The following is a 24,259-nucleotide window of genomic DNA, read 5'->3' on the forward strand; positions in this document are numbered from 1 at the left end:
TCTACTCCTTGGAAAACGATTGCGGATACGTCAGCGACAGCAGCAGTTGCCGCCCCGGCGTGGGAAAGCCATTGAACTGTTCGGCGTTGTCGTCGCGCAGGTTCAGTGCCTGCAACGACCAGCCCAGCGCGCGCAGCGATCCACGCACCCCGACATCGTGGCGTCGCAGCGGCTCGGCCTTGAGCAGGTTGGCGCTGTCGTAGAACTGGCCGGACTCGAAGCCGAAGGCGTAGTGGAAAACCGCGCCACGCCAGGGGCGCGCCACACGCGCGGTGATCTGGGTTTCGAAGCGCCCTGGCAACTGCCGGCCGCGGGTGGCGCGGATATCGCCGCGATCCTCGCTGTGCTGCCAGGTGCCGCCGAGCTGCCAGTCGAAGCCGGCCCAGCGTCCGCCGCTGCCGAGTTCGATGCCGACGATCCGGGCCCGTGCGGTGTTGATCGATCGGCCTACACCTTGTGCGCTGAAGACCGGACTGATGGCATCACGTAAATCCTGTCCGAACACGGTCAGCTCGATGCGCTGCAGCACCGAGCCCGGCGTGCAGCGCGCACCGGCATCGGCGAAGTTCGCGCGCTCGGGCTCCAACTCCGGATTGCCGCGGAACAGACCGCGGTCGCCATAGCGCTCGAAGAAGGTGGGCAGGCGTTCGCGCTGCCCCAGGTTCGCCATCGCCAGGCAGCGGCCGATGCGCCGACTGACACCGGCCGCCGGTTCGACGATCCACTCGTCTTGGTGCTGCGAGTCGGCGTCTTCTTGCGACCAAGCAGCGTTGAGACCGGCGTTGAGATCGATTTCCAGCGGCAACCGTGGACCGGTCCGGTACTCCAGGCCCTGACTCAGGCCGACACGCCGCGCCGTTGCCGTCGGCGAATTGCCCAGCCGGTCGCGCGACCGATAGTCGGTGTACTCCGCGGTAGAGGCGATCTGAAGCGCCTCGAACTGGCGGCTCAGGCGCAGCAGGCTGCGTTGCGTGTGGTCGGTCGAATCCTGCGCACCCAGTCCGAGTTCGCTGGCCGGATCCCGAAAGCGTTCGCGCGTATCGCGATGCGACAGCACGCCCTGCCAGCGCCGGTCCTGGGGCGTCGCCACACTCAGTGCATAGCTGCGGGTGTCCAGCCCGGTACGGGTGGTCGCAAAGTTCGAGCGCGTGGGCAATTGCTGACGGTCGTGCTGCACCTGAGCGCTGACTCGCGCAAAGCCGTTGTAGCGCAGCAGCGCGAAATGTTGCTCGGTGCCGGCGTTCTTGCGCGATTCGGCGCGCGCACGGTCCGGGTCCGTGGGATCGAAGGCGCGAAACGGGTTGACGTAGTCGTATTCGTTGTCCGCCGCCTGCGTGCCGGCGGCCAGTTGCACGGCGCTCGACAACTGCGCGGCGACGCCGAGCTGGCGTTGGCCGAAACTGCCGATGCTGGCGCTTGCCGTCAGCGGCGCCGGCAAGATGCTGCGACTGCGCAGGTTGATGGTGCCGGCCAAGCCGCTGCCCAGATCGATCGGCACGCGGCCCTTGTACACCTCCACCTGCTCCAGCATCAGCGGGCTGATCAGCGACAGCGAACTGGCTTCGCCGCCGCCGGTGTCCAGGGGCAGGCCATCCAGCAGCAGACGCACCTGGCGGCCGCTGCTGCCGCGCAGGCTCGCTTCGCTGTAACTGCCCAGGCCACCGCTGCTGCGCACCTGCACACCCGGCAGGGCCGACAGCAGGTCGCCGACATCGGCGGCGGCCAACGGATCGACCGGCACCTCGATCACCACCCCGCTGGGATGCAGCTCGGTGCGCTGACCCTGCACGGTGATGGTCGGCGTGTCGTCCGCACGCAGCGATGCCGGCGCCCACAGCGCCAGAATCACGAGGTAACGGCAGAAAAGCAGGTACCTGGCCACGAAAGGCGTTCCGCCACTGCAACGCGAGAATCACCCGTGGTCGGCATGGCAAGGCCATCCGCTGGGTCGCCCATCGCGACCACGGAACCGTTTGCAGGCCGGTCTCCGGACTCGTGGGCGTTTCGGAAGCGCCTTCCCGGGAGGGTCCCAGTGGCTTGTCGCTTCGTTTTCCCACTTACCGTTGCGAGGGCAGTGTCCGCTTGCTACGGACTTCCCGATTAACGTCCCGACAACAACCGCCGGGACGCACCTGCGGGACGCAGTCTAAGCCCAGTCGAGCTTGGGTGTCGTGCCGGGCGGTTGTAGCTCCGCCAGCGGCCAGCGCGGCGTGGTGAACAGGGCCTGCGTGGCGCGGCGTCCCTCGGCCCGCCGCGCCCAGCCGGCGCAGGCGATCATGGCGGCGTTGTCGGTACAGAACTCCGGGCGCGGGAAGTACAGGCCGAACCCGCGTTGCTCGGACAAGGCCTTGAGCCGCGCGCGCAGGCGCAGGTTGGCGCCAACGCCGCCGGCCACGATCAACCCGCGATGGCCGGTGACGTCCAGCGCGCGCGCGCACTTGATGGCCAGGGTTTCGGTCACCGCGTCTTCGAATCCGCGTGCCAGATCGGCCCGGGCCTGATCTCCGACAGCCCGTGGCATCGCGGTCAGCACCGCGGTCTTGAGGCCGCTGAAGCTGAAATCCAGCCCGGGGCGGTCCGTCATCGGCCGCGGAAAGCGGAACTCGCCCGGCCGGCCGTTTTCGGCCAGCCGCGCCAGATGCGGACCGCCGGGGTAGGGCAGGCCGAGCAACTTGGCGGTCTTGTCGAAGGCCTCGCCCACCGCATCGTCCAGGCTTTCGCCCAGCAGGGTGTAGCGTCCCACGCCCTCCACCGAGACCAGCAGGGTGTGCCCGCCCGACACCAGCAGCGCGGTGAAGGGGAATTCCGGCCGCTTGCTCTCCAGCATGGGCGCCAGCAAGTGGCCTTCCATGTGATGCACCGGAATCAGCGGCAGGCCACGTGCCAGCGCGATTCCGGCCGCCACCGAGGCGCCCACCATCAGGGCGCCGATCAGTCCGGGCCCGGCGGTATAGGCCACGCCGCGCAGATCGGAGTAGCCAACGCCGGCTGCGGCCAGGGTTTCGCGCAGCAGCGGCGCCACCCGGGTGATGTGGTCGCGCGAGGCGAGTTCTGGCACCACGCCGCCGTAGCGGGCATGCAGATCAACCTGCGAATGCAGGCGATGCGCGAGCAAACCGCGGGCGCCGTCGTAGACGGCCACCGCAGTTTCATCGCAGGAGGTTTCCAGGGCGAGGACGGGCATGGGGGGCGGAGTTTCGGCCTTCTCTCCGGACGATGCCAGCCCGCGTCTTTGCTTTCGGCGTGCCCCGGGCTTAACATTCGCGCCCTTTTTTGATGTTCCGGGAGTCGCGTCTTCTCATGCCCGCCGTCCGCGTCCGCGAAAACGAACCGTTTGAAGTTGCCCTGCGCCGTTTCAAGCGCACCTGCGAAAAAGCCGGTGTGCTGACCGACGTTCGCAAAAAGGAATTCTTTGAAAAGCCCAGCATGGAGCGCAAGCGCAAGCGCGCCGCTGCGGTCAAGCGTCAGCAGAAGCGCGTGTCGCGCGACGTGACGCGGCGCACCCGGCTGTACTGAGCGGGTTTCGGTGGCGGAGCCAACACTCCGCGACCCCCATTGCGGGTTAAATTCATCGGGCGCCTGTGGGGCGCCCTTGGTATGTCCGAAATCAAGAACCGACTGCTGGAAGACATCAAGACGGCCATGAAGGCCGGCGACAAGGAGCGGCTGTCGGTCCTGCGCATGCTTTCGTCCGACTTGAAGAATCGCGAGGTGGTCGACGCAGTAGAGATCACTGACGCCGTGGTCATCGCCAGCGTCGAAAAGATGCTCAAGCAGCGGCGCGATTCGGAATCGCAGTTCCGCGCCGGCAATCGCCCCGACCTGGCCGACAAGGAAGCCGCCGAGATTGCGGTGCTGATGACCTATCTGCCGCAGCAGCTGAGCGCTGACGAGGTCGACGCGCTGATCGCCCAGGCCATCGCCGAAACCGGCGCGCAGGGCCCCAAGGACATGGGCAAGGTGATGGGCTGGATCAAGCCCAAAGTGGCCGGCAAGACCGACATGGGCCAGCTGTCCGGCCTGATCAAGGCCAAGCTCGGCTGAAGGCTCCGCCGCCGCTTCGCCCGGCCTAGAATCGCGCATGGCCGGCGGCCTCATCCCCCAGGGTTTTGTTCAGGACCTCCTCGCGCGCACCGACATCGTCGAGGTGGTGGGCTCGCGCCTGGAACTCAAGCGCGCGGGGCGCGAGTTCAAGGCGCTGTCGCCGTTCACCAACGAAAAATCGCCTTCGTTCTTCGTCTCGCCGACCAAGCAGTTCTTCCACTGTTTTTCCTCCGGCAAGAGCGGCAATGCCATCGGCTTTCTGATGGAGTACGACCGCCTGACCTTCGTCGAGGCGGTGGAAGAACTGGCCGGACGCCTGGGCCTGGACGTGCCGCGCGAGGGCGGCAAGTTCGAGCGCCTGGTGCTGGACGGGCCGCTGGATGCGCTGGCGGCGGCGCAGCGCTTCTTCTCCGATCAGTTGCGCCAACATCAACCCGCCATCGAGTATCTGAAGCGGCGCGGGGTCAGCGGCGCCACGGCCAAGGCCTTCGGCATCGGCTATGCGCCGGACAGCTGGGATGCGCTGACGCATTTCTTCGACGATCCCAGGCACGCCATCGACGCTGGCCTGCTCAAGCGCAGCGAGCAGCGCCAGAGCGTCTACGACGTCTTTCGCAATCGGGTGATGTTCCCCATCCGCGATCCGCGCGGCCGGGTCATCGCCTTTGGCGGACGCACCCTTGGGGATGATCCGGCCAAGTATCTCAACTCACCCGAGACCGCCTTGTTCCACAAGGGTCGCCATCTTTACGGCCTGTACGAGGCCAAGCAGTCGCGCAAGAGTGCGCTGCCTTATTTGGTGGTCGTCGAGGGCTATATGGACGCGGTGATGCTGGCACAGCACGGCATTTCGGAAGTGGTGGCGACCCTGGGCACTGCGACCACGCGCGAACATCTCAATCTATTGTTCAAGTCCACTTCCAAGGTCGTGTTCTGCTTCGACGGCGACCGCGCCGGCCGCGCCGCCGCCTGGCGGGCGCTGGAGCAGGCATTGCCCGAGGTGGACGAACGACGCGAGTGCGTGTTCATGTTCCTGCCCGAAGGTCACGACCCCGATTCCCTGGTGCAGGAGATCGGCGCCGAGCCGTTCCGCCAGCGCATCGACAGCGCGCTGCCCCTTACGGCATTCCTGCTGGGAGAGTTGGGCAAGCAGGCCGAACTGGGGACGCTGGACGGACGCGCCAAGCTGGCGGGCCTCGCCAAGCCGCACTTGGCCAGGATGCGCGAAAGCCCGCTACGCAGTCTGTTGATGGACGAATTGACGCGCCTGACCCGAATTCGTCGCGAAGAATTGCTCGACCCTGCGACCGGCCCTGCGCCGACCACACCAATCGAGCGTCCGCATGCCCGCTTCGACGCCGGACAGGTGCGCGCAATCAAGCGCGGATTGCAGTTGCTGCTGGAACGGCCGGCGCTGGCGCAAACCCTGTCCGGCATCGAGCTGCTCGCACAGGCGCGCATCCCGGGCATCGGCATCCTGGTGGAAGCCATCGAGTTTTTTCTGGAAAACCCGAACGCCCACAGCGGCCAGCTGCACGAGCATTGGCGCGACACCCCCAAGGCCGCCGCGCTGGAGCGCCTGGGCCGGCTGGAACCGCTGCTCGACGACGCCAGCATTGAACGCGAGTTCGCCGACACCATGTCTCGACTCGTGCGCAAGGCCCTGCACCTGCGAACCGAGTGGTTGCAGGGCGAAGCGCAAATGCGCGAATTATCGGGTCCGGAACTGGCGGAATGGCAGGCCATTCGGGCTCAACTGTCGGGCCGGCCGCTGGTCTAACCCCGGCGCCATCCGGTAAAATGCGCAGTTCTTCGCCACTCATCGGGCCTCCGGGCCCTCGCCAGGCCGATCATGAGCAACAACGCCGCAGAAAAGCAGTCCCAAATCAAGGTCTTGATCGCCCTGGGCAAGGAAAAGGGCTATCTGACCTACGCCGAGGTGGCGGACCATCTGCCGGAAGTCGTGGACTCCGAGCAGATCGACGACATCGTCAGCATGATCGGCACCATGGGCATCTCGGTGCTCGAAGATGCGCCGGATCGCGGCGAGCAGCTGTTCTCGGAACCCGCGGTAGTTGCCACCGCGGAAGAAGAGGAAGAAGCCGCGGAGGAAGCCGCGGCGGCCATCGCCTCCAATGACGACCAGTTCGGCCGCACCACCGACCCGGTGCGCATGTACATGCGCGAGATGGGCAGCGTGGAACTGCTCGACCGCGAGGGCGAGATCCGCATCGCCAAGCGCATCGAGGAGGGTCTCAACGAGGCGCTCTACGCGATGGCGATCTACCCCGAAACCATCGCCATCATGCTGGAGGCCTACGAGGCCGTCGGCGAGGGCAAGCGGCGCCTGACCGATGTGGTCGCCGGCTTCTTCGATCCCAATGCCGAACCGGCAGCGCCGGAACCGCCGCCCGCGGTCGTGGCCGCCGACGAGGAGGAAGACGAGGACGAGTCCGACGACGGCGAGGAAGAAGAAGCCGAGCCGACCGGTCCGGATCCGGAAGAGTGCCGGCTCAATTTCGAAGAGCTGCAGAAGCGCTACGACAAGGCCTGGGCGGCGCTGGAAAAGTACGGCGCGGCCGACAAGAAAACCCAGGCCAAGCGCGAGGCGGTGGCCGACCTGATCATGACCTTCAAGCTGTCGCCGAAGATCATCGACGAAGTCACCCGCAACCTGCGCGACAAGATTGACAGCATCCGCCAGATCGAACGCTCGATCATGCGGCTGTGTGTGGTCGAAGCCGGCATGACCCGCGAGGAGTTCCTGTCCAAGTATCGCGGCGCCGCGCCCACCGACACCGAGTGGCTGGAAAAATCCATCCGCGCCAAGCGCAAGTATTCCGCCACCCTGGCATTGCGCAAGCAGGAGATCGAGGAACTGCTGGCGCAGCTCACCAAGATCGAGGGCGACAATCTCATCAGCATCGATGAGATCAAGGACATCAACCGCCGCATGAACGTGGGCGAGGCCAAGGCCCGCCGCGCGAAGAAGGAGATGGTGGAGGCCAACCTGCGTCTGGTGATCTCGATCGCCAAGAAATACACCAACCGCGGCCTGCAGTTCCTGGACCTGATCCAGGAAGGCAACATCGGCCTGATGAAGGCGGTGGACAAGTTCGAGTACCGCCGCGGGTACAAGTTCTCCACCTACGCCACGTGGTGGATCCGCCAGGCCATCACGCGTTCGATCGCCGATCAGGCGCGCACCATCCGCATCCCGGTGCACATGATCGAGACGATCAACAAGCTCAACCGCATCTCGCGCCAGATGATCCAGGAAATGGGCCGCGAGCCGACGCCGGAAGAGCTGGCGGTGAAGATGGAGATGCCCGAGGACAAGATCCGCAAGGTGCTCAAGATCGCGAAGGAACCGATCTCGATGGAGACACCGATCGGCGACGACGAGGATTCGCATCTCGGTGATTTCATCGAGGACACCAACGCGGTGTCGCCGCTGGAGTCGGCCACGTCGCAGTCGCTGGCCGAAGCCACCCACCAGATTCTGGCCAGCCTGACGCCGCGGGAGGCCAAGGTGTTGCGCATGCGCTTCGGCATCGACCTGAATACCGATCACACGCTCGAAGAGGTCGGCAAGCAGTTCGACGTCACCCGCGAACGGATTCGGCAGATCGAGGCCAAGGCCTTGCGCAAGCTGCGTCATCCTTCAAGAGCCAACTATCTGCGTAGCTTCCTGGACGAATAAGGTCGCAGCAAAAAAGCCCCGCATGCGGGGCTTTTTTACGGGGGCGCAGCTTGCCACGGCCTATTCGACCCAGGCTACCCGGTTACGCCCCTTGTGCTTGGCGATGTACATCGCCTCGTCGGCGCGACGGATGGTGTCGGCCACCGATTCCTTGACGTGCTGTTCCACCACGCCGAAGCTGGTGGTGACGGTGACCAGTTTGCCGTCGCCCACCACCGACTGCGCGGCGATGCGCTCGCGTATCCGATCGATCAGCATCACCGCATCGGCGAGGTGGGTATCGGGCAGCAGCAACAGAAATTCCTCACCGCCCCAGCGGCCGCAAAGGTCGGCTTCGCGCAGGCCCGCGCGCATGTTGGCAGCGACCTGGACAAGCACCAGATCGCCGGCCTCGTGCCCGTAACGGTCGTTGACGCCCTTGAAATGATCGACATCGGCCATGGCAATGCAGAACGGGACCTTGCGCCGCGTGCGTCGGGCCGATTCGGCTTTGATCCGTTCCAGCAGGTGTCGCCGGTTGGCCAGCCCGGTCAGCAGATCTTGCGTGGACGCTTCTTCCAGCGCCTGATTGAGGTCGCGCATGATGCGCTGATAGCGGTCCGAAACGCGCATGATGCGTTCGATCTGGCGCACCTGTTTGCCGAAGCGATCCGACAGCGACACATTGGTGTCGCGCATGCTGCTCTGATATAGGTCGGCGATACGGGCGGCGCGATTGAACTTGCGCTGCTGATCGCGGTGCAGTTTGAGCATCGCCGCCAGCGGCGCACGCAGCGGGTTGTCCAGATGTTCGCGCGCTGCGAGCAGGGCTTCGATTTCTTTTTCGATATCGCGGGCCACGGACTCAGGAAGCCTCGGGCAGGATTTCGAACGGGAAGGCGTAGTCCTCCTTGAACTCGGCTGCAAGCTCAGCCACGCGCTCGTTCTCCGGGTTGTAGTACCACTTCAGCGCAACCTCGTGCCCGGCTTTGTGCGCGTCTTCCACCCGATCAAAGATGTCCATCATCGACTTGACGCTGCTGGTATTCATGTAGACCAGATGCAGCTTGAGCAGCAGCGGTCCGGCGCCCGCAGTCAGGAAATCGTCCACCCACCGGTACACCGGTTCGAAGAACTGGAAGGCGTTCTCGGGATAGGAGTCGCCGCGCAGCTCCATCACGCCGGCGGCGTGCCCGGTGCGGACGGCAGGGGTGGATTGGGTCGGTGCGATGTTCAGATCGTCCATCGTCTGGGTGTCCTTCAAATCACCACTTGCAAACTGAAAAACGCATGCTGTGCGTCCAGCTCCCGCAGCCTGGCATCCATCGGCTCGCTGGCCTTGCGCGCCATGTCGATCAGGCCCAGACCGGCCCCGCTGGCGGCCCCCTCGGGCTTGGCGGCGCGCAGTGCGGTCTTGTAGGCAGCCTTGAGCTCGGCCTTGTCCATTGCGCACAGCTCGCCGATACGGCCGATCAGGCGCTCGCCGTCGGCGCGGTCCACCACATTGCCTGCCGACACCATGTAGCGGCCGGCATCGTTACGGCCGATCACCACAGTGGCAGCCGAACGGTACTCGTCGTAGCCGCGCGCGCTGGCGTAATGGCGGATGTTCTGGGTCATCTCGATGTAGACCGAAAACACGTCCAGGGCCTCCGACGGGTGCGCCTGTTCGCGCTGCAGGTAATTACGCAGGGCATTGCCGATCTCTTCGATCAGGCTGCGCGAGATCGGCCCGTTGAAGCACAGCATGATGCGCTGGCGATGGTAGGTCTCGCGCAGGGCAAACAGGTCCAGATCGTTCATCGCAGCGCCTCCGAAAGGTTCATACGCGCACGGCCAATACGGTGATGTCGTCGCGCTGCACGTGCGCGCCGCGATATTCCGACAGAATTCTTTCCCAGGCCACGCCCTGCTGCGACATGGCCAGATCGGCACTGCTGCGCAACATCTGCTTGAAGCGGGCCGTACCGAAAGAGTATCCACGTTCGCCGCCGGACTGGTCGAGGATGCCGTCGCTGGTCAGAACCAGCGTCGTGGCCGGCGGCAGCGCAAGCTCGACGTTCGCGTAGTCGCCTGGGCGCTTGTCGGCCAGTGCGCGACGGCCGCCGCGCACTTCCTGTACTTCCAGCGTGCTGTTGCCCTGGGCATACCAGAACAGCGGCATCCTGGCGCCGGCGAAGACGGCGCGTCGCGAGTCGCGGTCCACGTACACCAGGCCGGCGTCCATGTTCACCGCCAGCGTCAGGCCTTGCGGCGCGTCGCCGATCATGGCCCGCACGTGACGGTCGGACTCGGCCAGCAGGGTAGCGGGATCACGCAGTCCGCAGCGCTCCATGGCTTGAACCAATGCCGCCCAGGCCAGCATGGTCATGAATGCGCCCGGTACGCCGTGGCCCGCGCAGTCGACGACACCGACCAGCATGCCGGCGTCGTCGCGACGGGCGATGAAGAAATCGCCGCCGACCACGTCGCGCGGCTTCCACAACGTGAGGTAGTCCGACCCGAAGAAAGCCGGCAGCTCGCGCTCGGGCAACAGAGCGCGCTGGATCAGGCTGGCGTAGTCGATGGAATCGCCGATCTTGCGGTGGGCGTCGGCCATCCGGCGGTTGGCCTCGACCAGTTCGGCAGTGCGTGCCGCCACCGTGGTTTCCAGCGATTCGGTGTGATGGCGCACGCGCTCGGCCATGCTGCCGAAGGCCTGGGTCAGATCGCCGATCTCGTCGCCGCGAGCTTGCGGCAGGTCGACGTCGTAACGTCCCGCCGCAATCTGCTGCGCGGAGGTCTTGAGCCGCAACAACGGCCGGATCAACAGACGATTGGTGCCGAACGCGAAGCCGGACAGCAGCACCAGCAGCGAGATGCCCGCGACCACGGCCACCGGTTGCAGCACCTGCAGATCCAACACCTGTGCAGCGCTCAGGTCCACCGCGGTCAGCACGTACCAGCGCAGCTCCGGCAGATAGGACAGCGCCAGCAACTGCGGTCGACCGTCCAGTCGTACGTCCACGATCGGAACCGTCTGCGGCGCCGCGCTCGCGGCCGTCAGCGCGGTGCGCACCGCAGCTTCGTCGTCAGGCGCCAGCAGGCGGAACAGCGTCTTGTCGGACTCGGTGCTGGCGCCGGTGTTGTAGGCGATCATGCTGGCGTCGGGATACGCCTGGATGTGGCCGTGGGCGTTGACGATCATAGGGGTGACGCCGGGATCGCGCTGGGCGACGAAATCCGCCAGAAAGCGGGTCAGATCGAGCCCGGTGCCGGCCAGGCCGATGGCGCGAGTGCCGTCGCGCACGATGACGTTGATCCAGCCCTTAGTCACCTTGAGATAGGCGTCCGGGTTGACGTTGATCGAAGCATCGATGTCGGCGGCCAGGGTGGCCTCGTACCAGGCGTTCTGGGGCTTGTCGCGGTCGATGCGATAGCGCGGCGCGCGGCTGGGCTCGCCCTTTGCGTCGTTGTAGTAATAGTCGCCGGTGGCGTCGGAGATCACGAAGTAGGAGCGGTCGGCAAAGTCGCGCCGGTAGCCTTCGACCTCTGCGAAAAACAGATCGGACAGCGCCGGGTCCTGCGGCGACAGCAGCCAGCGGCGGGTGACTTCGGAGGCCGCCAGGCGCTGCGACAGGGCCAGTTCGCGCGATACCGGCGCCAGGATGCGCTGCTTGGACAGCAGCGTCGCATTGCGCGCAAAGGTTTCGCCAAAGTGTTGTTGCAGGCCGGCCAGCACCTGCCAGCCGACGGCGACGGCGGTAATCAGGGCGACCGCGAAGGCCGCGCTCAGCGCCAGCAAAGTCTTATCGCGCAAGCCCAGGGTCAACGCCAGATCCCCTTTGCAACAAGTTGTACCCGCCAGATCCATTGTAGGCGGTACAGGCAATCACCAAACCGTGGACGCAAAACCCGGCGCGGGATCATACGTGCCCGTCGCTGCGTTTGTAGCGCCCCGCTCGGCGTTCGGCGTCAGGGAACCCGCCAGACGCCCGATCTGCCGCCGGTAGTCCGGCGCCTCGTAGCTCGGGCGCGAGCAACGGCCGTCGCTGCAGACATAGCCTGCGGCACGCGACAGCTTGGGGTAAGGCACGTCGTCATGGGGCAGCGGCCCTTCGCTGCGATCCCACCATTCGATGCGCCGGTAGCTGCCCGCGGTGCCGACCGCCGCGGCGAACAGGTCCTGCGCAGCGGGATCGGACTTGGCGCCGACCACGGTCAGATGGATCGGGTCGCGCGCCAGCTCGTCATCGGCCAGCAAAATGCCGGCTTCCTCGAAATCTTCCTGGCGCGCGGCGTGTCCGGCCAGAAAACGCATCGCGTGGAGGGCGCGCCGGCGATGCGCGTCTTCGCCGCTGTAATGCGCAAGCCGGTTGTAGAAGCGCGCGGCGGCAATGTTCTCGGCCAGATCCGGACGCGGCACCACCGGCAGTCCCGCCACCGGCCCCTCGGTCAGGTACCCGGCCTCCGGGGCGCGCAGGCTGCGATCGATGGCCTGGGCCAACGATTCGGCCTCCGCCAGCCAGGTCCGATCGGCGGTGACTTCGTACAGGCTCAGCGCGGCGCGCGCGACGAACAGCGAATCGCTGAGGTGGGGGCTGGCATCGGCGGCGTCGCCGTGACGCATCAGGCCGCCCTCGCCGCGGCGTTCGCGCAGGGTCCATTGCAGCGCGCCGACCGCCGCCTGCAGCGCCTGAGTGTCGCCGCTGTGGGCGTAGGTCACCGCCAGCGCCTCGGCGGCGAGGCCGTTGGCATCGGCGTAACGATTGCGGTCAACGCGCGGCATGCCGCGTGCGCGGCGCGCCGCATCGTCGAGCGCGTAGTAGCCGGCCGACTTTTCGCCGGGCACCACGTCGGCGTCCTGGCTGACGTAGAACGCGCCGTCCGGCGAGCGCAGGAAGTCGAACAGATAGCGTTGCAGGTCGCCCGCAGTGCGCAGGTCGGCTGGGCGGCCGAAGCGCGCATAGGCCAGCGCATAAATGCGCAGGTAACCGGCCTGTACGCGCATGATCTTCTCGAAGTGCGGATGGTTCCATCCACGTCCGGTCGAATACTGGTAGGCGCCGCCCCAGACCGGATCGATCAGCGCACGCGCGGCGTCCAGGGTCAGCAGGGCTTTGCGACGTTCGCCTGCATTCTCGGTGGCGTGTTCCAAGGCGTACTCGACACTGTCGCGGTCGATGAATTTCTGCGCGGTGCGCAAACCGCCGAGTTCGGGGTCGAAACTTTCGTCGTGTCTGCGCAACAGATATTCGCGCGCGCCAGCCTGCAGCTGCGAAGGCCCGGCCGGTGGTGACGACACCTGCGCCTGAGCCTCCGGCGTGGGATCGCGCGCGATCAACTGCAACAGGCGCGAAAAATTTTCCGGTGCGATGTAGCCGGCGCGCTTGACCAGATCGACGCCGCCCGGCGACAGGAAGATCAGCGCCGGCCATCCGTAGTCGCGGTAGCGGTTGGCCAGGCCCGGATCGGCATCGTGATCGACGCGCACCGCGACGAAATGCTGCGCCAGTTGCGCCTGCACTTCCGGCCGTGCCAGGGTTTGGCGTTGCATCACGTGGCACCAGTGGCACCACACCGCTTCCAGGTAGAGAAATACCGGCTTGTTCTGCTCGCGCGCAGACGCGAAGGTGGCGGCGCTCCAGTCCTGCCAGGCGATGGCGGCAACCGCGGGTGGCGACACCAGGCCGGTCGACAACAGCCACACAGCCAATACGATCACGCGAAGCATTTCAGGTCCGTTCGATGATTCCGAGCACTGCATACGCGCGCGCCGCGCATCGGGATTCCAATCATTGCAACCAACCTCGAACATGCTCGCATGCCAATGGGCTTACACTGGCTGACCGTGCTCTTGCGGCGTTTCACTGGAACCCTCATGGCGCGTGCAATGCTGGAAGACTGCCTGCATCGAATCCCCAGCCACTTCGAACTGTGCGCCATCGCGGCCAAGCGCGCACGCCAGCTGGCGCGCGGGGCGCCTTCGCAGTTCGCGGTCGGTGTACACAAGGCCACCGTGCTGTCGCTGCTGGAAATCGCCGATGGCCATATCGACCGCTCGGTGATGGACGAGTCCGATCTGCCGGTGCCTTCGCCCGACAACCCCGGCATGCGGCTGGACGACCTCGATCCGCTCGCGGATGCCTGAAATGATCGCGCCCATCCGTCTCAAGGGTTGGCTCGACGCCGAGCACCCGGCTGCGGTCAAGAACGAGGGTCTGCCGGAGTTCCGCCTGACCCTGAGCGAAGTCCCGAGTCCGGCCTGGCGCCGCGCGTTCTCCGAGCAGCATCAGGAACCGCATCCAGCGGTCGGCATCGAGCAGGACATCATGACCCTGAGCTGCGAGCTGGGCGCCATCGTCGGCGCCATCGGCAAGATCAAGCAGCACATTCGGCAGGCCAACGAATCGTTGCAACGCAAAGAACGCGAGACCGGCGAGCGCATCGCACGCCAGGCGCAGGAGCGCGAAAAGCAGCGGCTCCGCATCCTTTCGGCGGTGTCGTCCATCGACTTCGAGGATTAACCCTTGCCTGCGCGCGACGGCGAACTCCGTCTGATCGCGACCGGTGAGCCGGATGCGACGCAAACCCTGCTGGAAGACGGCGGGTCGGATTTCGTCTTGAGCTGCGAACATGCCGCCAACCGCCTGCCGCGGGCGCTGGGCGACCTGGGCCTGTCGGATACCGCGCTGCAAAGCCACGTGGCCTGGGACATCGGCGCCGGCCACCTCACCCGCCTGCTGTCGCAGCGCCTGCAGGCCTGCGCGCTGCTGCACCAGTATTCGCGCCTGGCCATCGACTGCAATCGCCCCTTGACCGCCAGCGATTCGATCGCGGTCGAGGCGGAGTGGGGCGTCATCCCCGGCAACCAGCAGGTGGACGCAGCGCAACGCGCCGCCCGGGCCGAAGCGCTGTTCGTGCCATTTCACGATCGCATGCGCCAGATTCTGGATCGACGCCGCGCACAGCACCGCCGCAGTCTTCTGGTCGCCGTGCACAGCTTCACGCCGCGCCTGCGCGGTGTAACGCGGCCCTGGGACATCGGCCTGATGTATCGCAAGGACGCGCGACTGGCGACGCCGGTGCTGGAGGCGCTGCGCCGCGACGAGCGTCTGATCGTCGGCGACAACCAGCCCTACGCCATCGACGACGAATTCGACTACACGCTGCCCGAACACGGCGAACGCCGCGGCATTGCGCATCTGGGTCTGGAGATTCGCCAGGACCTGATCGCCGATGAGGCCGGACAGACTCGCTGGGCCGGCCGGCTCGCGAGCCTGCTGCGACAGGTCGCGCAGACGCTGGACGCCGGCTGACGCGCGGGCGCACGGCACGATCGGTGCAGTGATCAGTACGCGGCCGGCGGACGCCGATTCTCAGCCCATTGCTCACGCAGAGGTTTCACCATGCAGATTCAGGTCGGCTACGAACTGGTTTACGAGCTTCCCAAGCCCACGCCGATGATCCTGGCGTTGAGCATTCATTACAGCCGAGCCTCCGACCTGATCCGCCCCGATCATCTGATCGCGCACCCGGCGGTGCCCATGTCTGCGTACCGGGACGGTTTCGGCAACTGGTGCACGCGGCTGATCGCGCCGCAGGGTCGCTTAACCCTCACCGCCGACGCGCTGGTGCAGGACTCCGGCGAGCCCGAACCCGTGGTGCCGCAGGCCTGGCAACACGAGGTTGCGGGGCTGCCGGAGGAAGTGCTGGTGTTCCTGCTCGGCAGTCGCTACTGCGAAACCGACCGTCTGACCGCCGTCGCATGGAGTCTGTTTGGCAACACGCCGCTGGGCTGGCCGCGGGTGCAGGCCATCTGCGATTTCGTGCAGGCCCATATCCGGTTTGGATACGAGCACGCCGATGCGCGCAAGAGCGCGCTGGAGGCCTACAACGACGGCGTCGGTGTATGTCGCGATTACGCTCATCTGGCCATTGCGTTCTGTCGCTGCATGAACATCCCGGCGCGCTACTGCACCGGGTATCTCGGCGACATCGGCATGCCGCCGCCGTATGCGACGATGGACTTCTCCGGCTGGTTCGAAGCCTACCTGGCCGGCACTTGGTATACCTTCGATGCGCGCAACAACCAGCCGCGCATCGGCCGCGTCCTGATGGCACGCGGTCGCGATGCCGCCGATGTGGCGATCAGCACCGCGTTTGGCGACAACACCCTGCAGTCCTTCCGCGTGTGGACCGACGAAGTGCCCGCCGTGCCGGCGCCGACGTAAGAACCTGTCCAAAACCGTAGCGAGCATCGGTGAGTTCGCGTTCGGCGGCGCGTCGACCCCGCAGCGTACATAGCAGTACGTGAGCATTTCGATCACCGTACGGATAAGAAATGCCGAGCGCAGTAGGTTTATGGGCAGGTTCTGGGACAGGTGGCGACCGGCTGCGCTAGATTGCGGTTCGGGCCCGGCACCCGTCCTGCCGGCACCCACTGCAGCGGGGGATCAGTCCATGAAAGTGCTTGCGGTGCATGCGATCAAAGGCGGCGTGGGAAAAACCGCAGCGGCGGTCAACCTGGCCTACTTCGCGGCGGCCAGCGGTCTGCCCACCCTGTTGTGGGATCTGGATTCGCAAGGCGCCTCCAGCTGGTATCTGCGGGGCGAGCCAGGCGCCGAAAAAACCAAGAAAGTGCTGGCGGGCGAAACCCCGGTCGGGCGACTGGTCAAGCCCACGCCGTACCAGAACCTCAACCTGATTCCGGCGGATTTCTCCTACCGCTACCTGGACATCATGCTCAAGAAGGTGGAACCGCCTCGAGAGGCGCTGCGCCGCCTGCTCAAGCCGTTCTCGGAGACCTATGCGCTGGCGGTTCTGGACTGCCCACCCAGCCTGTCGCACCTGGCCGACAATGTCTTCGCCGCGGCCGACCTGGTGCTGGCCCCGGTGGTGCCGACCTGGCTGTCCTTGCGCGCTTACGAACAGCTGTGCGACCACTTCAAGGCAGACGGCCTGCCGTCCCGGAAACTGCGTCCGTTCTATTCCATGGCAGACCGCCGCCGCGGGCTGCATCGCGAGCTGCTGGAGGACCCGCCAGCGCTGATGGCCCAGCGCATGAATGCAGTGGTGCCGTATTCGTCGAGCGTGGAGCGCATGGGCGAGCGCCGCACGCCGCTGGCGGCGTTTGCGCCTAGCGACGACGCCGCGCTGCTGGCCTTTGCCGAACTGTGGCTGGAGACGGGCAAGGCGCTGGGGGTCTGAAAACCTGTCCGAAATCCGTAGCGGCCGTGCCCGCTGCAAACCGCGCCACTCAGACGGTCTTATTGCGGTAGTCCAGCCACGCGCCCAGCCCCTGGGCGTTGAGCGGAATGTCGTTGACGAAGGTTTCCACCCACAGCGCTTCGTCGCTGCCGCTGCGACGCGCCTCGTCCACCACGATCCGATGCACGCCGGCGGTCAGGCCGGCCTCGCGCTGCGCGCGATCGTCGCATTGCGCCCATTGCAGGCCCAGCGTCTCATGGGCATCGATCAGCCGGTGCAGGTCGGCGCCCAGGCGCGCGATGTCGGTGATCTCGCTGTAGTGGGTCAGATAGATCGCCCGCGGTGAGCATGCCAGCACCCGGTCCACCGAGGCGCGCAGTGCTTCGGGATCGAACTGCGTGGGCGTGGTGGTGGGGAAGATGAAGGCGCGGCCGCCGCGATCCAACTCTCGGTAAGACAGCCCGAAGGTATCTCCGGTAAACAACGCATGGGCATGATGGTCGTGCACGCAGATGTGATGCCGGGCGTGCCCCGGCGTGTCGAGGAAACTCAAGCGCCGGCCCGCCAGTTCCACCGCGAATCCGTCGGTGGCTTCTGTCACGCGCTCGCGCGCGACCGGCACCAGCTCGCCGTAGTCGTGCCGGGCACGTTCTTCGCCGTACACCGCAACGGTGGCGGCCCACAGCTTGGCCGGTGCGATCATGTGCGGCGCACCACGCGGATGCACCACCAGCCGCGCCCGCGGCAGATGCTGCATGAGCCGCCCGGCACCGCCGGCATGGTCCAGGTGCACATGGGTAAGGATGACGTAATCCACCGCGTCCACCTCGAGGCCCAGATGTGCCAGCGCCGCCAGCATCAAGGGCACCGAGTGGCCGGTGCCGGTATCGACGAAGGCGGCGCGTCCCTCATGCACGATCAGGTGGATGGCATCCAGGCGCGGGCGCACGTAGCCGGAATCCAGGCTATGGATGCCGTATTCGCGGGCTTGCAGGTCGATGGCGGTCACCGGATCAGGGGCTCGATGAGCGCGCGGCGGCGTACCAGTTGGACCGCAGATTCGGCCGTAAGCGTGGCGTGACCGACCTTGCGCTGGGGCTTGGGCGTCTTGCCATAGTGATGGATGTGCAGACCCGGCACCCGCGCCATGTCGTTGTCGTCCGGCGGCTGACCGATGAGGTTGAACATCACGCAGTGTCCACGCAGCGCGGTGGAACCCAGCGGCAGGCCGGCGATGGCACGCAGATGGTTCTCGAACTGCGACACCTCGGCGCCCTCGATGGTCCAGTGCCCGGAATTGTGCACGCGCGGCGCGATCTCGTTGGCGTAGAGCTGGCCGTCGGCCACGAAGAACTCGAAGGCGATCACGCCGACGTAGTCCAGGTGCTCGGCGACGCGGCGGGTGTAGTCCTGCGCCAGTGCCTGCAGGGGATCGTCGTGTTGCGGCACCGAGGTGCGCAGGATGCCGTCGCGGTGGACGTTCTCCACCACCGGGTAGAACGCCATATCGCCGTCGCGTCCACGTACCGCTATGCAGGAAAGCTCGCGCTCGAACGCCACGAAGGCCTCCAGGATGAGCGGCTGACCGGCCAGGCGCTGCCAGGCGGCATCCAGGTCCCCGTCCTGGCGCAGCACCGCCTGGCCTTTGCCGTCGTAACCCATGCGGCGGGTCTTGAGCACCGCGGGCAGGCCGACGTTCTTGGCCGCCACGTCCAGCGCCTCGCGCGCCGCCACCGGCATGTAGCGCGGCACCGGAATGTTCAAGCGGTCGAACAAGCGCTTTTCGCCAAGCCGGTCCTGCCCCGCCGACAGGGCCTGCGGTGGCGGATACAGCGGCACGCGGGCGGCGACGAACTCGGCGACCGCGGCCGGCACGTTCTCGAATTCGTAGGTGGCCAGATCGCAGGCTGCGCAGAACTTCGCGAGGGTGGTGTCGTCGGTGTATTCGGCGTGCAGGTGCTCGCCCAGCGGCGCGGCGCAGGCCTCGACCGCGGGGTCGAGAAACACGAAGTCCAGGTCCAGCGGATACCCCGCCAGCGCCAGCATGCGCCCGAGTTGTCCGGCGCCGAGAATGCCGATCTTCATCTGCGTGGGCTCAAAGTTCGAGCGGCACGTCGTCCAGCACCTTGGCGGTCTGCTGCGCGCGCCAGGCGTCCAGCCTTTGTGCCAGCACCGCATCGCTCAGGGCCAGGATGGCAGCGGCGTGCAGCGCGGCATTGACGGCGCCGGCGCGGCCGATGGCCAGGGTGCCGACCGGGATTCCGGCGGGCATCTGCACGATGGACAGCAGCGAGTCCAGACCGCTGAGCGCCTTGGACTGCACCGGCACGCCCAGTACCGGCAGGCGGGTCTTGGCGGCGCACATGCCCGGCAGATGGGCGGCGCCACCGGCACCCGCGATGATGACCTTGAGGCCGCGCTGCACCGCGTTGCCGGCGTAATCGAACAGCAGGTCCGGGGTGCGGTGCGCCGACACCACGCGGACCTCGTGCGCCACCTGCAGGTCCGTCAGCATCTGCGCGGCAGCGCTCATCGTGTCCCAGTCCGAGCGCGAGCCCATGATGATGCCTACCAGGGGCGACGGCGCGGCAGGGCGGGCGGAACGGGTCTTGGGCATGGCGGACGGGGGCGTCAAAACGGAATTATGTCACTGCCCCTGCGCGGCCAACACCGGGGCAGCCCCGGCGGGCAGCGGCAATCCCTGCGCGTGGCCTCAGGGCAGCAGCAGGTCGAACTCGGCCTGCACGCTGGCGCTGAACCGCAACTCGCCGGTCGACAGGCCCAGCTCGGCATTGCCGCTCTCGGCACCCATGTCGGCGCGCATCGCCATCATCTTGGGCATCGGCGGCGACGGCGGGGTCTCGGTGGCCTGCAGGCGATGCAGGGGCCCCAGGGTCATGCCCAGGGTTTCGGCCAGCAGCTTGGCGCGCGCCCGGGCATCCTGGGCGGCCCGCACCAGCGCCTGCCGCTGGATCTCGCGCGCCTCGGAATATTCCAGTTGCGGGGGCTGCATCTGGTTGATGCCGGCGGCCGTGGCACGGCGCATGATCTCGCCCAGCGAGTCGAGCTTGAGCACCCGCACCTCGATGTCGCGACTGACCCGGTACCCCACCAGCCGGTTGTTGCGCTCCTTTTCGTCCCACACGTATTCTGGTTGGATGTTGACGCCGGTGGAATCGATCTGGTCGTCGCGCAGGCCGAGCGAGCGAGCGGCGGTGAGAAAATCGCGCACCACCTGGTTGACCTGGGACTCGGTCATGAGCAGATCGGCGCTGACCTGGGTGACACCCAGGCGCAGGCGCGCGCGGTCGGGAGCGACGCTGACCTCGCCCTGACCGTCGACGGTGACATGCCGGTGCGAACCGGCGGCGTCGGCCAGGGCTGCCGACGCGAACAGGGCGAGGCCGAGGAAGCTGAGGATGCGGATCGGGTTCATGGTGTTGGAGATCGCCTTGGGGCTTGCATGATGCAGCGATGCGGACGGCGCAGCCACCATCGCGGATGCGGCTGCCGGGTCCGGGGTTTACCATAACGTCCCTTTTCCGCAGCGATCTGCTCATGTCCAGTGCCCACGAATCCGTGCGGCTGACCCGCGATGTCATCGGTGTGCTGATCCCGCAAGGGACCAAGGTGGAGTTGCCCCAGGACGCCGAAGCCGAGATCACCCAGGCGCTGGGCGGCAGCTTCACCGTGCTGGTGCAGGGACATCTGTTCCGCATCGATGGCAAAGACGCCGATAGCCTGGGCAAGGAGGTCGTGCTGGGTCCGCAACTGGCGGCCGACGCCGGCGACGCGGAGATCGAGAAGGCGGTGTGGTCGCAGCTGCATACCTGCTACGACCCCGAGATTCCGGTCGACATCGTCGAACTGGGCCTGGTCTACGAGTGCAAGATCGAAGCGCTGGCCGACGGCAACCGCAAGGCGGTGGTGCGCATGACCCTGACGGCGCCGGGTTGCGGCATGGGCGACATTTTGGTGGAGGACGTGAAATCCAAGGTGCTGCAGGTGTCGTGCATCACTGAGGCCGACGTCGAACTGACCTTCGATCCGCCTTGGTCGCGCGACATGATGTCGGAGGCCGCGCAGTTGCAGGTGGGTTTCATGTGAACCCGGCCGGTCGTCGCCTCCCGGGTTCATAACGGGTACGGGCGCGCGGCCTACACTTTTGTCTTGTTTACCACCGATAGACCGGATCGTTGCCATGTCCCGCTTACTGCCTTTGCTCGCGATGCCCCTGGTGCTCGTTGCCACGGCCTGCGTGACGATCAATGTTTATTTTCCGGCCGCCGCCGCCCAGCAGGCTGCCGATCGCGTGATCGACGAGGTCTGGGGCGGTCGAGCCCGGCCCGCCCCTGCGGTGCGCGAGCCCGCGCCTGAAGAACCGACCTCGTTCCTGCACGACCTCGACGATCGACTGCGATTTGCCGGGCTGCAGGTGCTCGGTTTCGCGATGTCCTCGGCGCAGGCCCAGGAGGAACCCGATCTGCAGGTGGACTCGCCGGAGATCCAGCGCCTTACCGATGCCATGGAAGCACGTTTCCCGTTGCTGGCACCGCACTACGAATCCGGCGCGCTCGGTCTGGGGTCCGACGGGTATATCGCTCTGCGCGACGCGGCAGCGGTGCCGCTGTCCAGCCGCAATCAGGTCCGGGCCTGGATCGCTAACGAGAACGCCGATCGGGCGTCGCTTTATCGCGAGATCGCCATGGCCAACGGTCAGCCGCAATGGGAAACCCAGATCCGGCGCGTGTTCGCCGATCGCTGGATCGAGCGGGCACCCGCCGGCTGGTGGGTGCTGGAAACCAACGGCGCCTGGCGACAGAAGTAGGGCGCGCCCGCGGGCCTCGACTCGCGCAGCTGCGGTTACCCTGTGATCTCCTCCTATGGCCATCCGGTGTCGCGGGGTCAACGTACGCTGTACCGCCGGCCGCCTACACCACGGGGTAGTGCCGCAGGACCGATCCCGCTGCAAGGTACGCGGCGCCTCGGTCGCGGCGCCCTCGGCAGTGACCTGGGCCCAACGGTTTCCTGAAGGTATCCATGCTCAATCCGCTCGCACGATTCCCCGAAGTCCAGCAGGCCAGCGGCACAAAAATGCTGCCGATCACCCTGCTCGGCGGCTTTCTGGGCGCCGGCAAGACCACCCTGCTCAACCACCTCCTGACCCAAGGCGACGGGCGCCGTCTGGCGGTGCTGGTCAACGATTTCGGCGAACTCAACATCGATGCCCGTCTGGTCGTGAAAGTCGAAGGCCAGCAGATGGAGCTGGCCAACGGCTGCGTGTGCTGCACCATCCGCGACGATCTGGTGGCCGGCATCGAACAACTGCTGGCCTCCGAACCGGCACCCGAACAGTTGCTGATCGAGACCAGCGGCGTGTCGGACCCGATAAACATCATCTGCACGCTCAACGGCTCCAAGATTCGCCGACGGATCTTTTTGGAGAACGTGGTCACGGTGGTGGATGCGCAGCACGCGCTCGACGCGCGCGATACCGATTACACCGAGCTGTTCAATCGACAGATCCGCGGCGCCTTCATGGTGGTGCTCAATCGCGTGCAGGCGGCAGGCCCCGAGCTGACCGCCAACGTCCGCGAGATGATTCTGGACCTGATGCCAACGGCATCAATCTTCGAAACCACTGACGGTGCGGTGCCGCTGGAAGTGCTGCTGGGCGATAACCGCGTAGGCCAGTTGGCATTTCGGCCTGAACCCACCATGGACACCACCGTACACCCGTTCGAGTCCATGGTGTTTCGCAGCGAGCGCTCGGTGCGCCGGGTGGATTTCATCCGCGTGATGAAATCGCTGTCGGAAACCGTGTATCGCGCCAAGGGCTTCGTCAATTTCCGCAATTATCCCTTGACCACCCTGTACCAGAAGGTCGGCAGCTTCGAGTCCTACGTCGATGGCGGCACCTGGGGCGTGCAGACGCCTCGAACCGAGCTCGTCCTCATCGGCGTGAACAAGGGCTTTGATCGCGACGCTATAGCCGCCGTGCTGGAGTCCTGCTGCTCGGACTGAACCCGGCCATTGCCGCGCCGCAAACCATCAAGGAGCGAGGAGAAGCCGCATGAGCATCGAACCCTTCAAGATCGATATTCCCGAGTCGACTCTGGTCGACCTGCGCGAGCGATTGGCGCGCACGCGCTGGCCGGAGGATTTCGGCAACGACCAGTGGCAGTACGGCACCAGCACTGCTTACCTGAAGCAACTCTGCACCTACTGGGAAAAAGACTACGACTGGCGCGCCGCCGAGCGCGAGATGAATGCGTTCTCGCATTTCCGCACCCGCATCGACGGGATCCCGATCCATTTCATCCATGAGCGCGGCAAGGGTCCCAACCCCAAGCCGCTGATCCTCAGTCACGGCTGGCCGTGGACGTTCTGGGACCTGAAGAAAGTGATTCGCCGCCTCAGCGATCCGGCCGCGTTCGGCGGCGATCCGAACGATGCGTTCGACGTTATCGTGCCGTCGCTGCCAGGCTTTGGATTTTCCACGCCGCTGCAAACCACCGGCATCAATTTCTGGCGCACCGCGGACCTGTGGGTTCAACTCATGGCGCAACTGGGTTACGAGAGGTTCTATGCCGAGGGCGGCGACTGGGGCGCACTGATCACGGCGCAGCTCGGCCACAAGTATGCCGACCGCGTGCTCGGCGTTTATTTTCACCTGATGCTGCCGTTGAACCTGTTTGTGGAGTCCGACGGCGATCCGGCCGACTACGACCCGGACGAGCAGGCACTTCTGGCCAGGAACCTGCGTTTCTTCGCCGAGGAAAGTGGTTATTCGGCGATCCAGACCACCAAGCCGCAGACCCTGGCCAACGCCCTCAACGACAGCCCCGCCGGGCTTTGTTCCTGGCTGGTGGAGAAGCGTCGCACCTGGAGTCACAGCAACGGCGACGTGGAATCTGTCTTCAGCAAGGACGAGCTGTGCACGGTGATGACCCTGTACTGGGTCACGCAGAGCTACGGTACTTCGGCGCGCTATTACTACGAGTGCGTGCATAACCCCTGGAAGGCATCGCATGACCGCAAGCCAGTGGTGCAGGCACCCACCGGCATCGGCGTGCTGGATCACGAGGTGGCGAACATGCCGCGGCGCTGGTGCGAGCGCAATTACAACCTGCAGCACTCGACCCACTTCGAGCGCGGCGGGCACTTTGCGCCGATGGAAGTGCCCGAAGCACTGGTCGACGATATTCGCGCGTTCTTCCGCAAGCTCTGAAGCTCGGCAAAGCATTTGCCGCGGACGATACGGATTGAAAAACGGAGATTTGTCAGCGCCGATCAAGCCACCCAGGTGGTGATGCAAGGATGCTCAGCAGCTTGATGCTTTGA

The 24,259-nt window shown here is 66.0% G+C and carries 24 protein-coding genes and 1 riboswitch; of the genes, 13 read left to right on the forward strand and 11 right to left on the reverse strand.

What is annotated here, in order from left to right; translation table 11 throughout:
- Position 1: 1 nt before the first annotated feature.
- Together ACOOHP_RS14750 and tsaD are read right to left on the reverse strand one after the other, a co-directional pair.
- A complete protein-coding gene (locus ACOOHP_RS14750) occupies positions 2-1,882 on the reverse strand; it encodes a TonB-dependent receptor plug domain-containing protein (RefSeq protein WP_420467243.1) in 1,881 nt (626 codons plus the stop codon).
- A 78-nt stretch (positions 1,883-1,960) separates the two neighbouring features.
- Positions 1,961-2,151: riboswitch (cobalamin riboswitch) on the reverse strand.
- The gene (gene tsaD / locus ACOOHP_RS14755; RefSeq protein ID WP_420467244.1) at positions 2,147-3,184 is read right to left on the reverse strand and encodes a tRNA (adenosine(37)-N6)-threonylcarbamoyltransferase complex transferase subunit TsaD; all 1,038 of its coding nucleotides are present in this window, start codon (positions 3,182-3,184) and stop codon (positions 2,147-2,149) included. It overlaps the preceding riboswitch by 5 nt.
- Before the next feature lie 116 nt (positions 3,185-3,300).
- Here tsaD and rpsU point away from each other — a divergent pair, with 116 nt between their 5' ends.
- The 4 genes from rpsU to rpoD all read left to right on the forward strand — a co-directional run bounded on the left by rpsU (position 3,301) and on the right by rpoD (position 7,747).
- Complete coding sequence (gene rpsU, locus ACOOHP_RS14760; protein ID WP_133881878.1) at positions 3,301-3,516, forward strand: 30S ribosomal protein S21; 216 nt, start codon at positions 3,301-3,303, stop codon at positions 3,514-3,516.
- A gap of 81 nt (positions 3,517-3,597) precedes the next feature.
- On the forward strand, positions 3,598-4,044 hold the full coding sequence (locus ACOOHP_RS14765) for a GatB/YqeY domain-containing protein (RefSeq protein ID WP_420467245.1): 447 nt from the start codon (positions 3,598-3,600) through the stop codon (positions 4,042-4,044).
- Between the two features lie 37 nt (positions 4,045-4,081).
- The gene (dnaG, locus tag ACOOHP_RS14770) at positions 4,082-5,824 is read left to right on the forward strand and encodes a DNA primase (protein ID WP_420467246.1); all 1,743 of its coding nucleotides are present in this window, start codon (positions 4,082-4,084) and stop codon (positions 5,822-5,824) included.
- 72 nt (positions 5,825-5,896) lie between these two features.
- The gene (gene rpoD, locus ACOOHP_RS14775) at positions 5,897-7,747 is read left to right on the forward strand and encodes an RNA polymerase sigma factor RpoD (RefSeq protein ID WP_420467247.1); all 1,851 of its coding nucleotides are present in this window, start codon (positions 5,897-5,899) and stop codon (positions 7,745-7,747) included.
- Between the two features lie 60 nt (positions 7,748-7,807).
- On the opposite strand, the gene siaD is transcribed toward rpoD, so the two are convergent.
- Genes siaD through ACOOHP_RS14800 form a run of 5 tightly spaced genes read right to left on the reverse strand, consistent with a single transcriptional unit; the run spans position 7,808 to position 13,430 of the window.
- Complete coding sequence (siaD, locus tag ACOOHP_RS14780) at positions 7,808-8,587, reverse strand: biofilm regulation diguanylate cyclase SiaD (protein WP_420467248.1); 780 nt, start codon at positions 8,585-8,587, stop codon at positions 7,808-7,810.
- A 4-nt stretch (positions 8,588-8,591) separates the two neighbouring features.
- A complete protein-coding gene (gene siaC / locus ACOOHP_RS14785) occupies positions 8,592-8,972 on the reverse strand; it encodes a biofilm regulation phosphoprotein SiaC (RefSeq protein WP_420467249.1) in 381 nt (126 codons plus the stop codon).
- A 14-nt stretch (positions 8,973-8,986) separates the two neighbouring features.
- On the reverse strand, positions 8,987-9,529 hold the full coding sequence (gene siaB / locus ACOOHP_RS14790) for a biofilm regulation protein kinase SiaB (protein ID WP_420467250.1): 543 nt from the start codon (positions 9,527-9,529) through the stop codon (positions 8,987-8,989).
- A gap of 19 nt (positions 9,530-9,548) precedes the next feature.
- Positions 9,549-11,543: a biofilm regulation protein phosphatase SiaA gene (gene siaA, locus ACOOHP_RS14795; RefSeq protein ID WP_420468722.1), complete on the reverse strand. Its 1,995-nt coding sequence runs from the start codon at positions 11,541-11,543 to the stop codon at positions 9,549-9,551.
- 54 nt (positions 11,544-11,597) lie between these two features.
- A complete protein-coding gene (locus ACOOHP_RS14800; protein WP_420467251.1) occupies positions 11,598-13,430 on the reverse strand; it encodes a thioredoxin domain-containing protein in 1,833 nt (610 codons plus the stop codon).
- A 156-nt stretch (positions 13,431-13,586) separates the two neighbouring features.
- On the opposite strand from ACOOHP_RS14800, the gene rpoZ reads away from it, so the two are divergent.
- From rpoZ to ACOOHP_RS14825, 5 genes are all read left to right on the forward strand, one after another.
- A complete protein-coding gene (gene rpoZ, locus ACOOHP_RS14805) occupies positions 13,587-13,856 on the forward strand; it encodes a DNA-directed RNA polymerase subunit omega (RefSeq protein WP_420467252.1) in 270 nt (89 codons plus the stop codon).
- Between the two features lies 1 nt (position 13,857).
- The gene (locus tag ACOOHP_RS14810; RefSeq protein WP_420467253.1) at positions 13,858-14,232 is read left to right on the forward strand and encodes a hypothetical protein; all 375 of its coding nucleotides are present in this window, start codon (positions 13,858-13,860) and stop codon (positions 14,230-14,232) included.
- A 3-nt stretch (positions 14,233-14,235) separates the two neighbouring features.
- Complete coding sequence (locus ACOOHP_RS14815; RefSeq protein ID WP_420467254.1) at positions 14,236-15,024, forward strand: N-formylglutamate amidohydrolase; 789 nt, start codon at positions 14,236-14,238, stop codon at positions 15,022-15,024.
- Between the two features lie 90 nt (positions 15,025-15,114).
- Positions 15,115-15,939, forward strand: a complete 825-nt coding sequence (locus ACOOHP_RS14820; protein WP_420467255.1) for a transglutaminase-like domain-containing protein — start codon at positions 15,115-15,117, stop codon at positions 15,937-15,939.
- A 229-nt stretch (positions 15,940-16,168) separates the two neighbouring features.
- Entirely contained in the window at positions 16,169-16,915 is a 747-nt protein-coding gene (locus ACOOHP_RS14825; protein WP_420467256.1) for a ParA family protein, read from the forward strand.
- A gap of 49 nt (positions 16,916-16,964) precedes the next feature.
- Here the strand turns inward: ACOOHP_RS14825 and ACOOHP_RS14830 are convergent, their stop codons facing one another.
- The 4 genes from ACOOHP_RS14830 to ACOOHP_RS14845 all read right to left on the reverse strand — a co-directional run bounded on the left by ACOOHP_RS14830 (position 16,965) and on the right by ACOOHP_RS14845 (position 20,408).
- A complete protein-coding gene (locus ACOOHP_RS14830) occupies positions 16,965-17,924 on the reverse strand; it encodes an MBL fold metallo-hydrolase (protein WP_420467257.1) in 960 nt (319 codons plus the stop codon).
- Positions 17,921-19,000: a 5-(carboxyamino)imidazole ribonucleotide synthase gene (locus ACOOHP_RS14835; protein ID WP_420467258.1), complete on the reverse strand. Its 1,080-nt coding sequence runs from the start codon at positions 18,998-19,000 to the stop codon at positions 17,921-17,923. The genes ACOOHP_RS14830 and ACOOHP_RS14835 overlap by 4 nt, the downstream gene beginning before the upstream one ends.
- Positions 19,001-19,010: 10 nt before the next feature.
- A complete protein-coding gene (purE, locus tag ACOOHP_RS14840; protein WP_420467259.1) occupies positions 19,011-19,532 on the reverse strand; it encodes a 5-(carboxyamino)imidazole ribonucleotide mutase in 522 nt (173 codons plus the stop codon).
- A gap of 96 nt (positions 19,533-19,628) precedes the next feature.
- A complete protein-coding gene (locus ACOOHP_RS14845) occupies positions 19,629-20,408 on the reverse strand; it encodes an SIMPL domain-containing protein (RefSeq protein ID WP_420467260.1) in 780 nt (259 codons plus the stop codon).
- 65 nt (positions 20,409-20,473) lie between these two features.
- On the opposite strand from ACOOHP_RS14845, the gene sufT reads away from it, so the two are divergent.
- The 4 genes from sufT (at position 20,474) to ACOOHP_RS14865 (ending at position 24,146) form a co-directional block, all read left to right on the forward strand.
- On the forward strand, positions 20,474-21,022 hold the full coding sequence (sufT, locus tag ACOOHP_RS14850) for a putative Fe-S cluster assembly protein SufT (protein ID WP_420467261.1): 549 nt from the start codon (positions 20,474-20,476) through the stop codon (positions 21,020-21,022).
- Between the two features lie 94 nt (positions 21,023-21,116).
- The gene (locus tag ACOOHP_RS14855) at positions 21,117-21,743 is read left to right on the forward strand and encodes a YdbL family protein (RefSeq protein ID WP_420467262.1); all 627 of its coding nucleotides are present in this window, start codon (positions 21,117-21,119) and stop codon (positions 21,741-21,743) included.
- Positions 21,744-21,955: 212 nt separating this feature from the next.
- Positions 21,956-22,939, forward strand: coding sequence for a CobW family GTP-binding protein (locus ACOOHP_RS14860; RefSeq protein WP_420467263.1), 984 nt, complete (start codon positions 21,956-21,958; stop codon positions 22,937-22,939).
- Between the two features lie 49 nt (positions 22,940-22,988).
- Positions 22,989-24,146 (forward strand): alpha/beta fold hydrolase, encoded by a 1,158-nt coding sequence (locus ACOOHP_RS14865; protein WP_420467264.1) that lies wholly within the window; start codon positions 22,989-22,991, stop codon positions 24,144-24,146.
- Positions 24,147-24,259 lie beyond the last annotated feature (113 nt).

It is taken from the genome of Panacagrimonas sp., from assembly GCF_965216805.1.
GTDB lineage: Bacteria > Pseudomonadota > Gammaproteobacteria > Nevskiales > Nevskiaceae > Panacagrimonas.

What these genes read in the sequence shown, in the direction of transcription:
- tsaD (WP_420467244.1), bottom strand. Translation starts at nt 3,184, where the DNA reads ATGCCCGTCCTCGCCCTGGAAACCTCCTGCGATGAAACTGCGGTGGCC.
- rpsU (WP_133881878.1), top strand. Translation starts at nt 3,301, where the DNA reads ATGCCCGCCGTCCGCGTCCGCGAAAACGAACCGTTTGAAGTTGCCCTG.
- ACOOHP_RS14765 (WP_420467245.1), top strand. Translation starts at nt 3,598, where the DNA reads ATGTCCGAAATCAAGAACCGACTGCTGGAAGACATCAAGACGGCCATG.
- dnaG (WP_420467246.1), top strand. Translation starts at nt 4,082, where the DNA reads ATGGCCGGCGGCCTCATCCCCCAGGGTTTTGTTCAGGACCTCCTCGCG.
- rpoD (WP_420467247.1), top strand. Translation starts at nt 5,897, where the DNA reads ATGAGCAACAACGCCGCAGAAAAGCAGTCCCAAATCAAGGTCTTGATC.
- siaC (WP_420467249.1), bottom strand. Translation starts at nt 8,972, where the DNA reads ATGGACGATCTGAACATCGCACCGACCCAATCCACCCCTGCCGTCCGC.
- siaB (WP_420467250.1), bottom strand. Translation starts at nt 9,529, where the DNA reads ATGAACGATCTGGACCTGTTTGCCCTGCGCGAGACCTACCATCGCCAG.
- rpoZ (WP_420467252.1), top strand. Translation starts at nt 13,587, where the DNA reads ATGGCGCGTGCAATGCTGGAAGACTGCCTGCATCGAATCCCCAGCCAC.
- ACOOHP_RS14810 (WP_420467253.1), top strand. Translation starts at nt 13,858, where the DNA reads ATGATCGCGCCCATCCGTCTCAAGGGTTGGCTCGACGCCGAGCACCCG.
- ACOOHP_RS14820 (WP_420467255.1), top strand. Translation starts at nt 15,115, where the DNA reads ATGCAGATTCAGGTCGGCTACGAACTGGTTTACGAGCTTCCCAAGCCC.
- ACOOHP_RS14825 (WP_420467256.1), top strand. Translation starts at nt 16,169, where the DNA reads ATGAAAGTGCTTGCGGTGCATGCGATCAAAGGCGGCGTGGGAAAAACC.
- ACOOHP_RS14835 (WP_420467258.1), bottom strand. Translation starts at nt 19,000, where the DNA reads ATGAAGATCGGCATTCTCGGCGCCGGACAACTCGGGCGCATGCTGGCG.
- purE (WP_420467259.1), bottom strand. Translation starts at nt 19,532, where the DNA reads ATGCCCAAGACCCGTTCCGCCCGCCCTGCCGCGCCGTCGCCCCTGGTA.
- sufT (WP_420467261.1), top strand. Translation starts at nt 20,474, where the DNA reads ATGTCCAGTGCCCACGAATCCGTGCGGCTGACCCGCGATGTCATCGGT.
- ACOOHP_RS14855 (WP_420467262.1), top strand. Translation starts at nt 21,117, where the DNA reads ATGTCCCGCTTACTGCCTTTGCTCGCGATGCCCCTGGTGCTCGTTGCC.
- ACOOHP_RS14860 (WP_420467263.1), top strand. Translation starts at nt 21,956, where the DNA reads ATGCTCAATCCGCTCGCACGATTCCCCGAAGTCCAGCAGGCCAGCGGC.
- ACOOHP_RS14865 (WP_420467264.1), top strand. Translation starts at nt 22,989, where the DNA reads ATGAGCATCGAACCCTTCAAGATCGATATTCCCGAGTCGACTCTGGTC.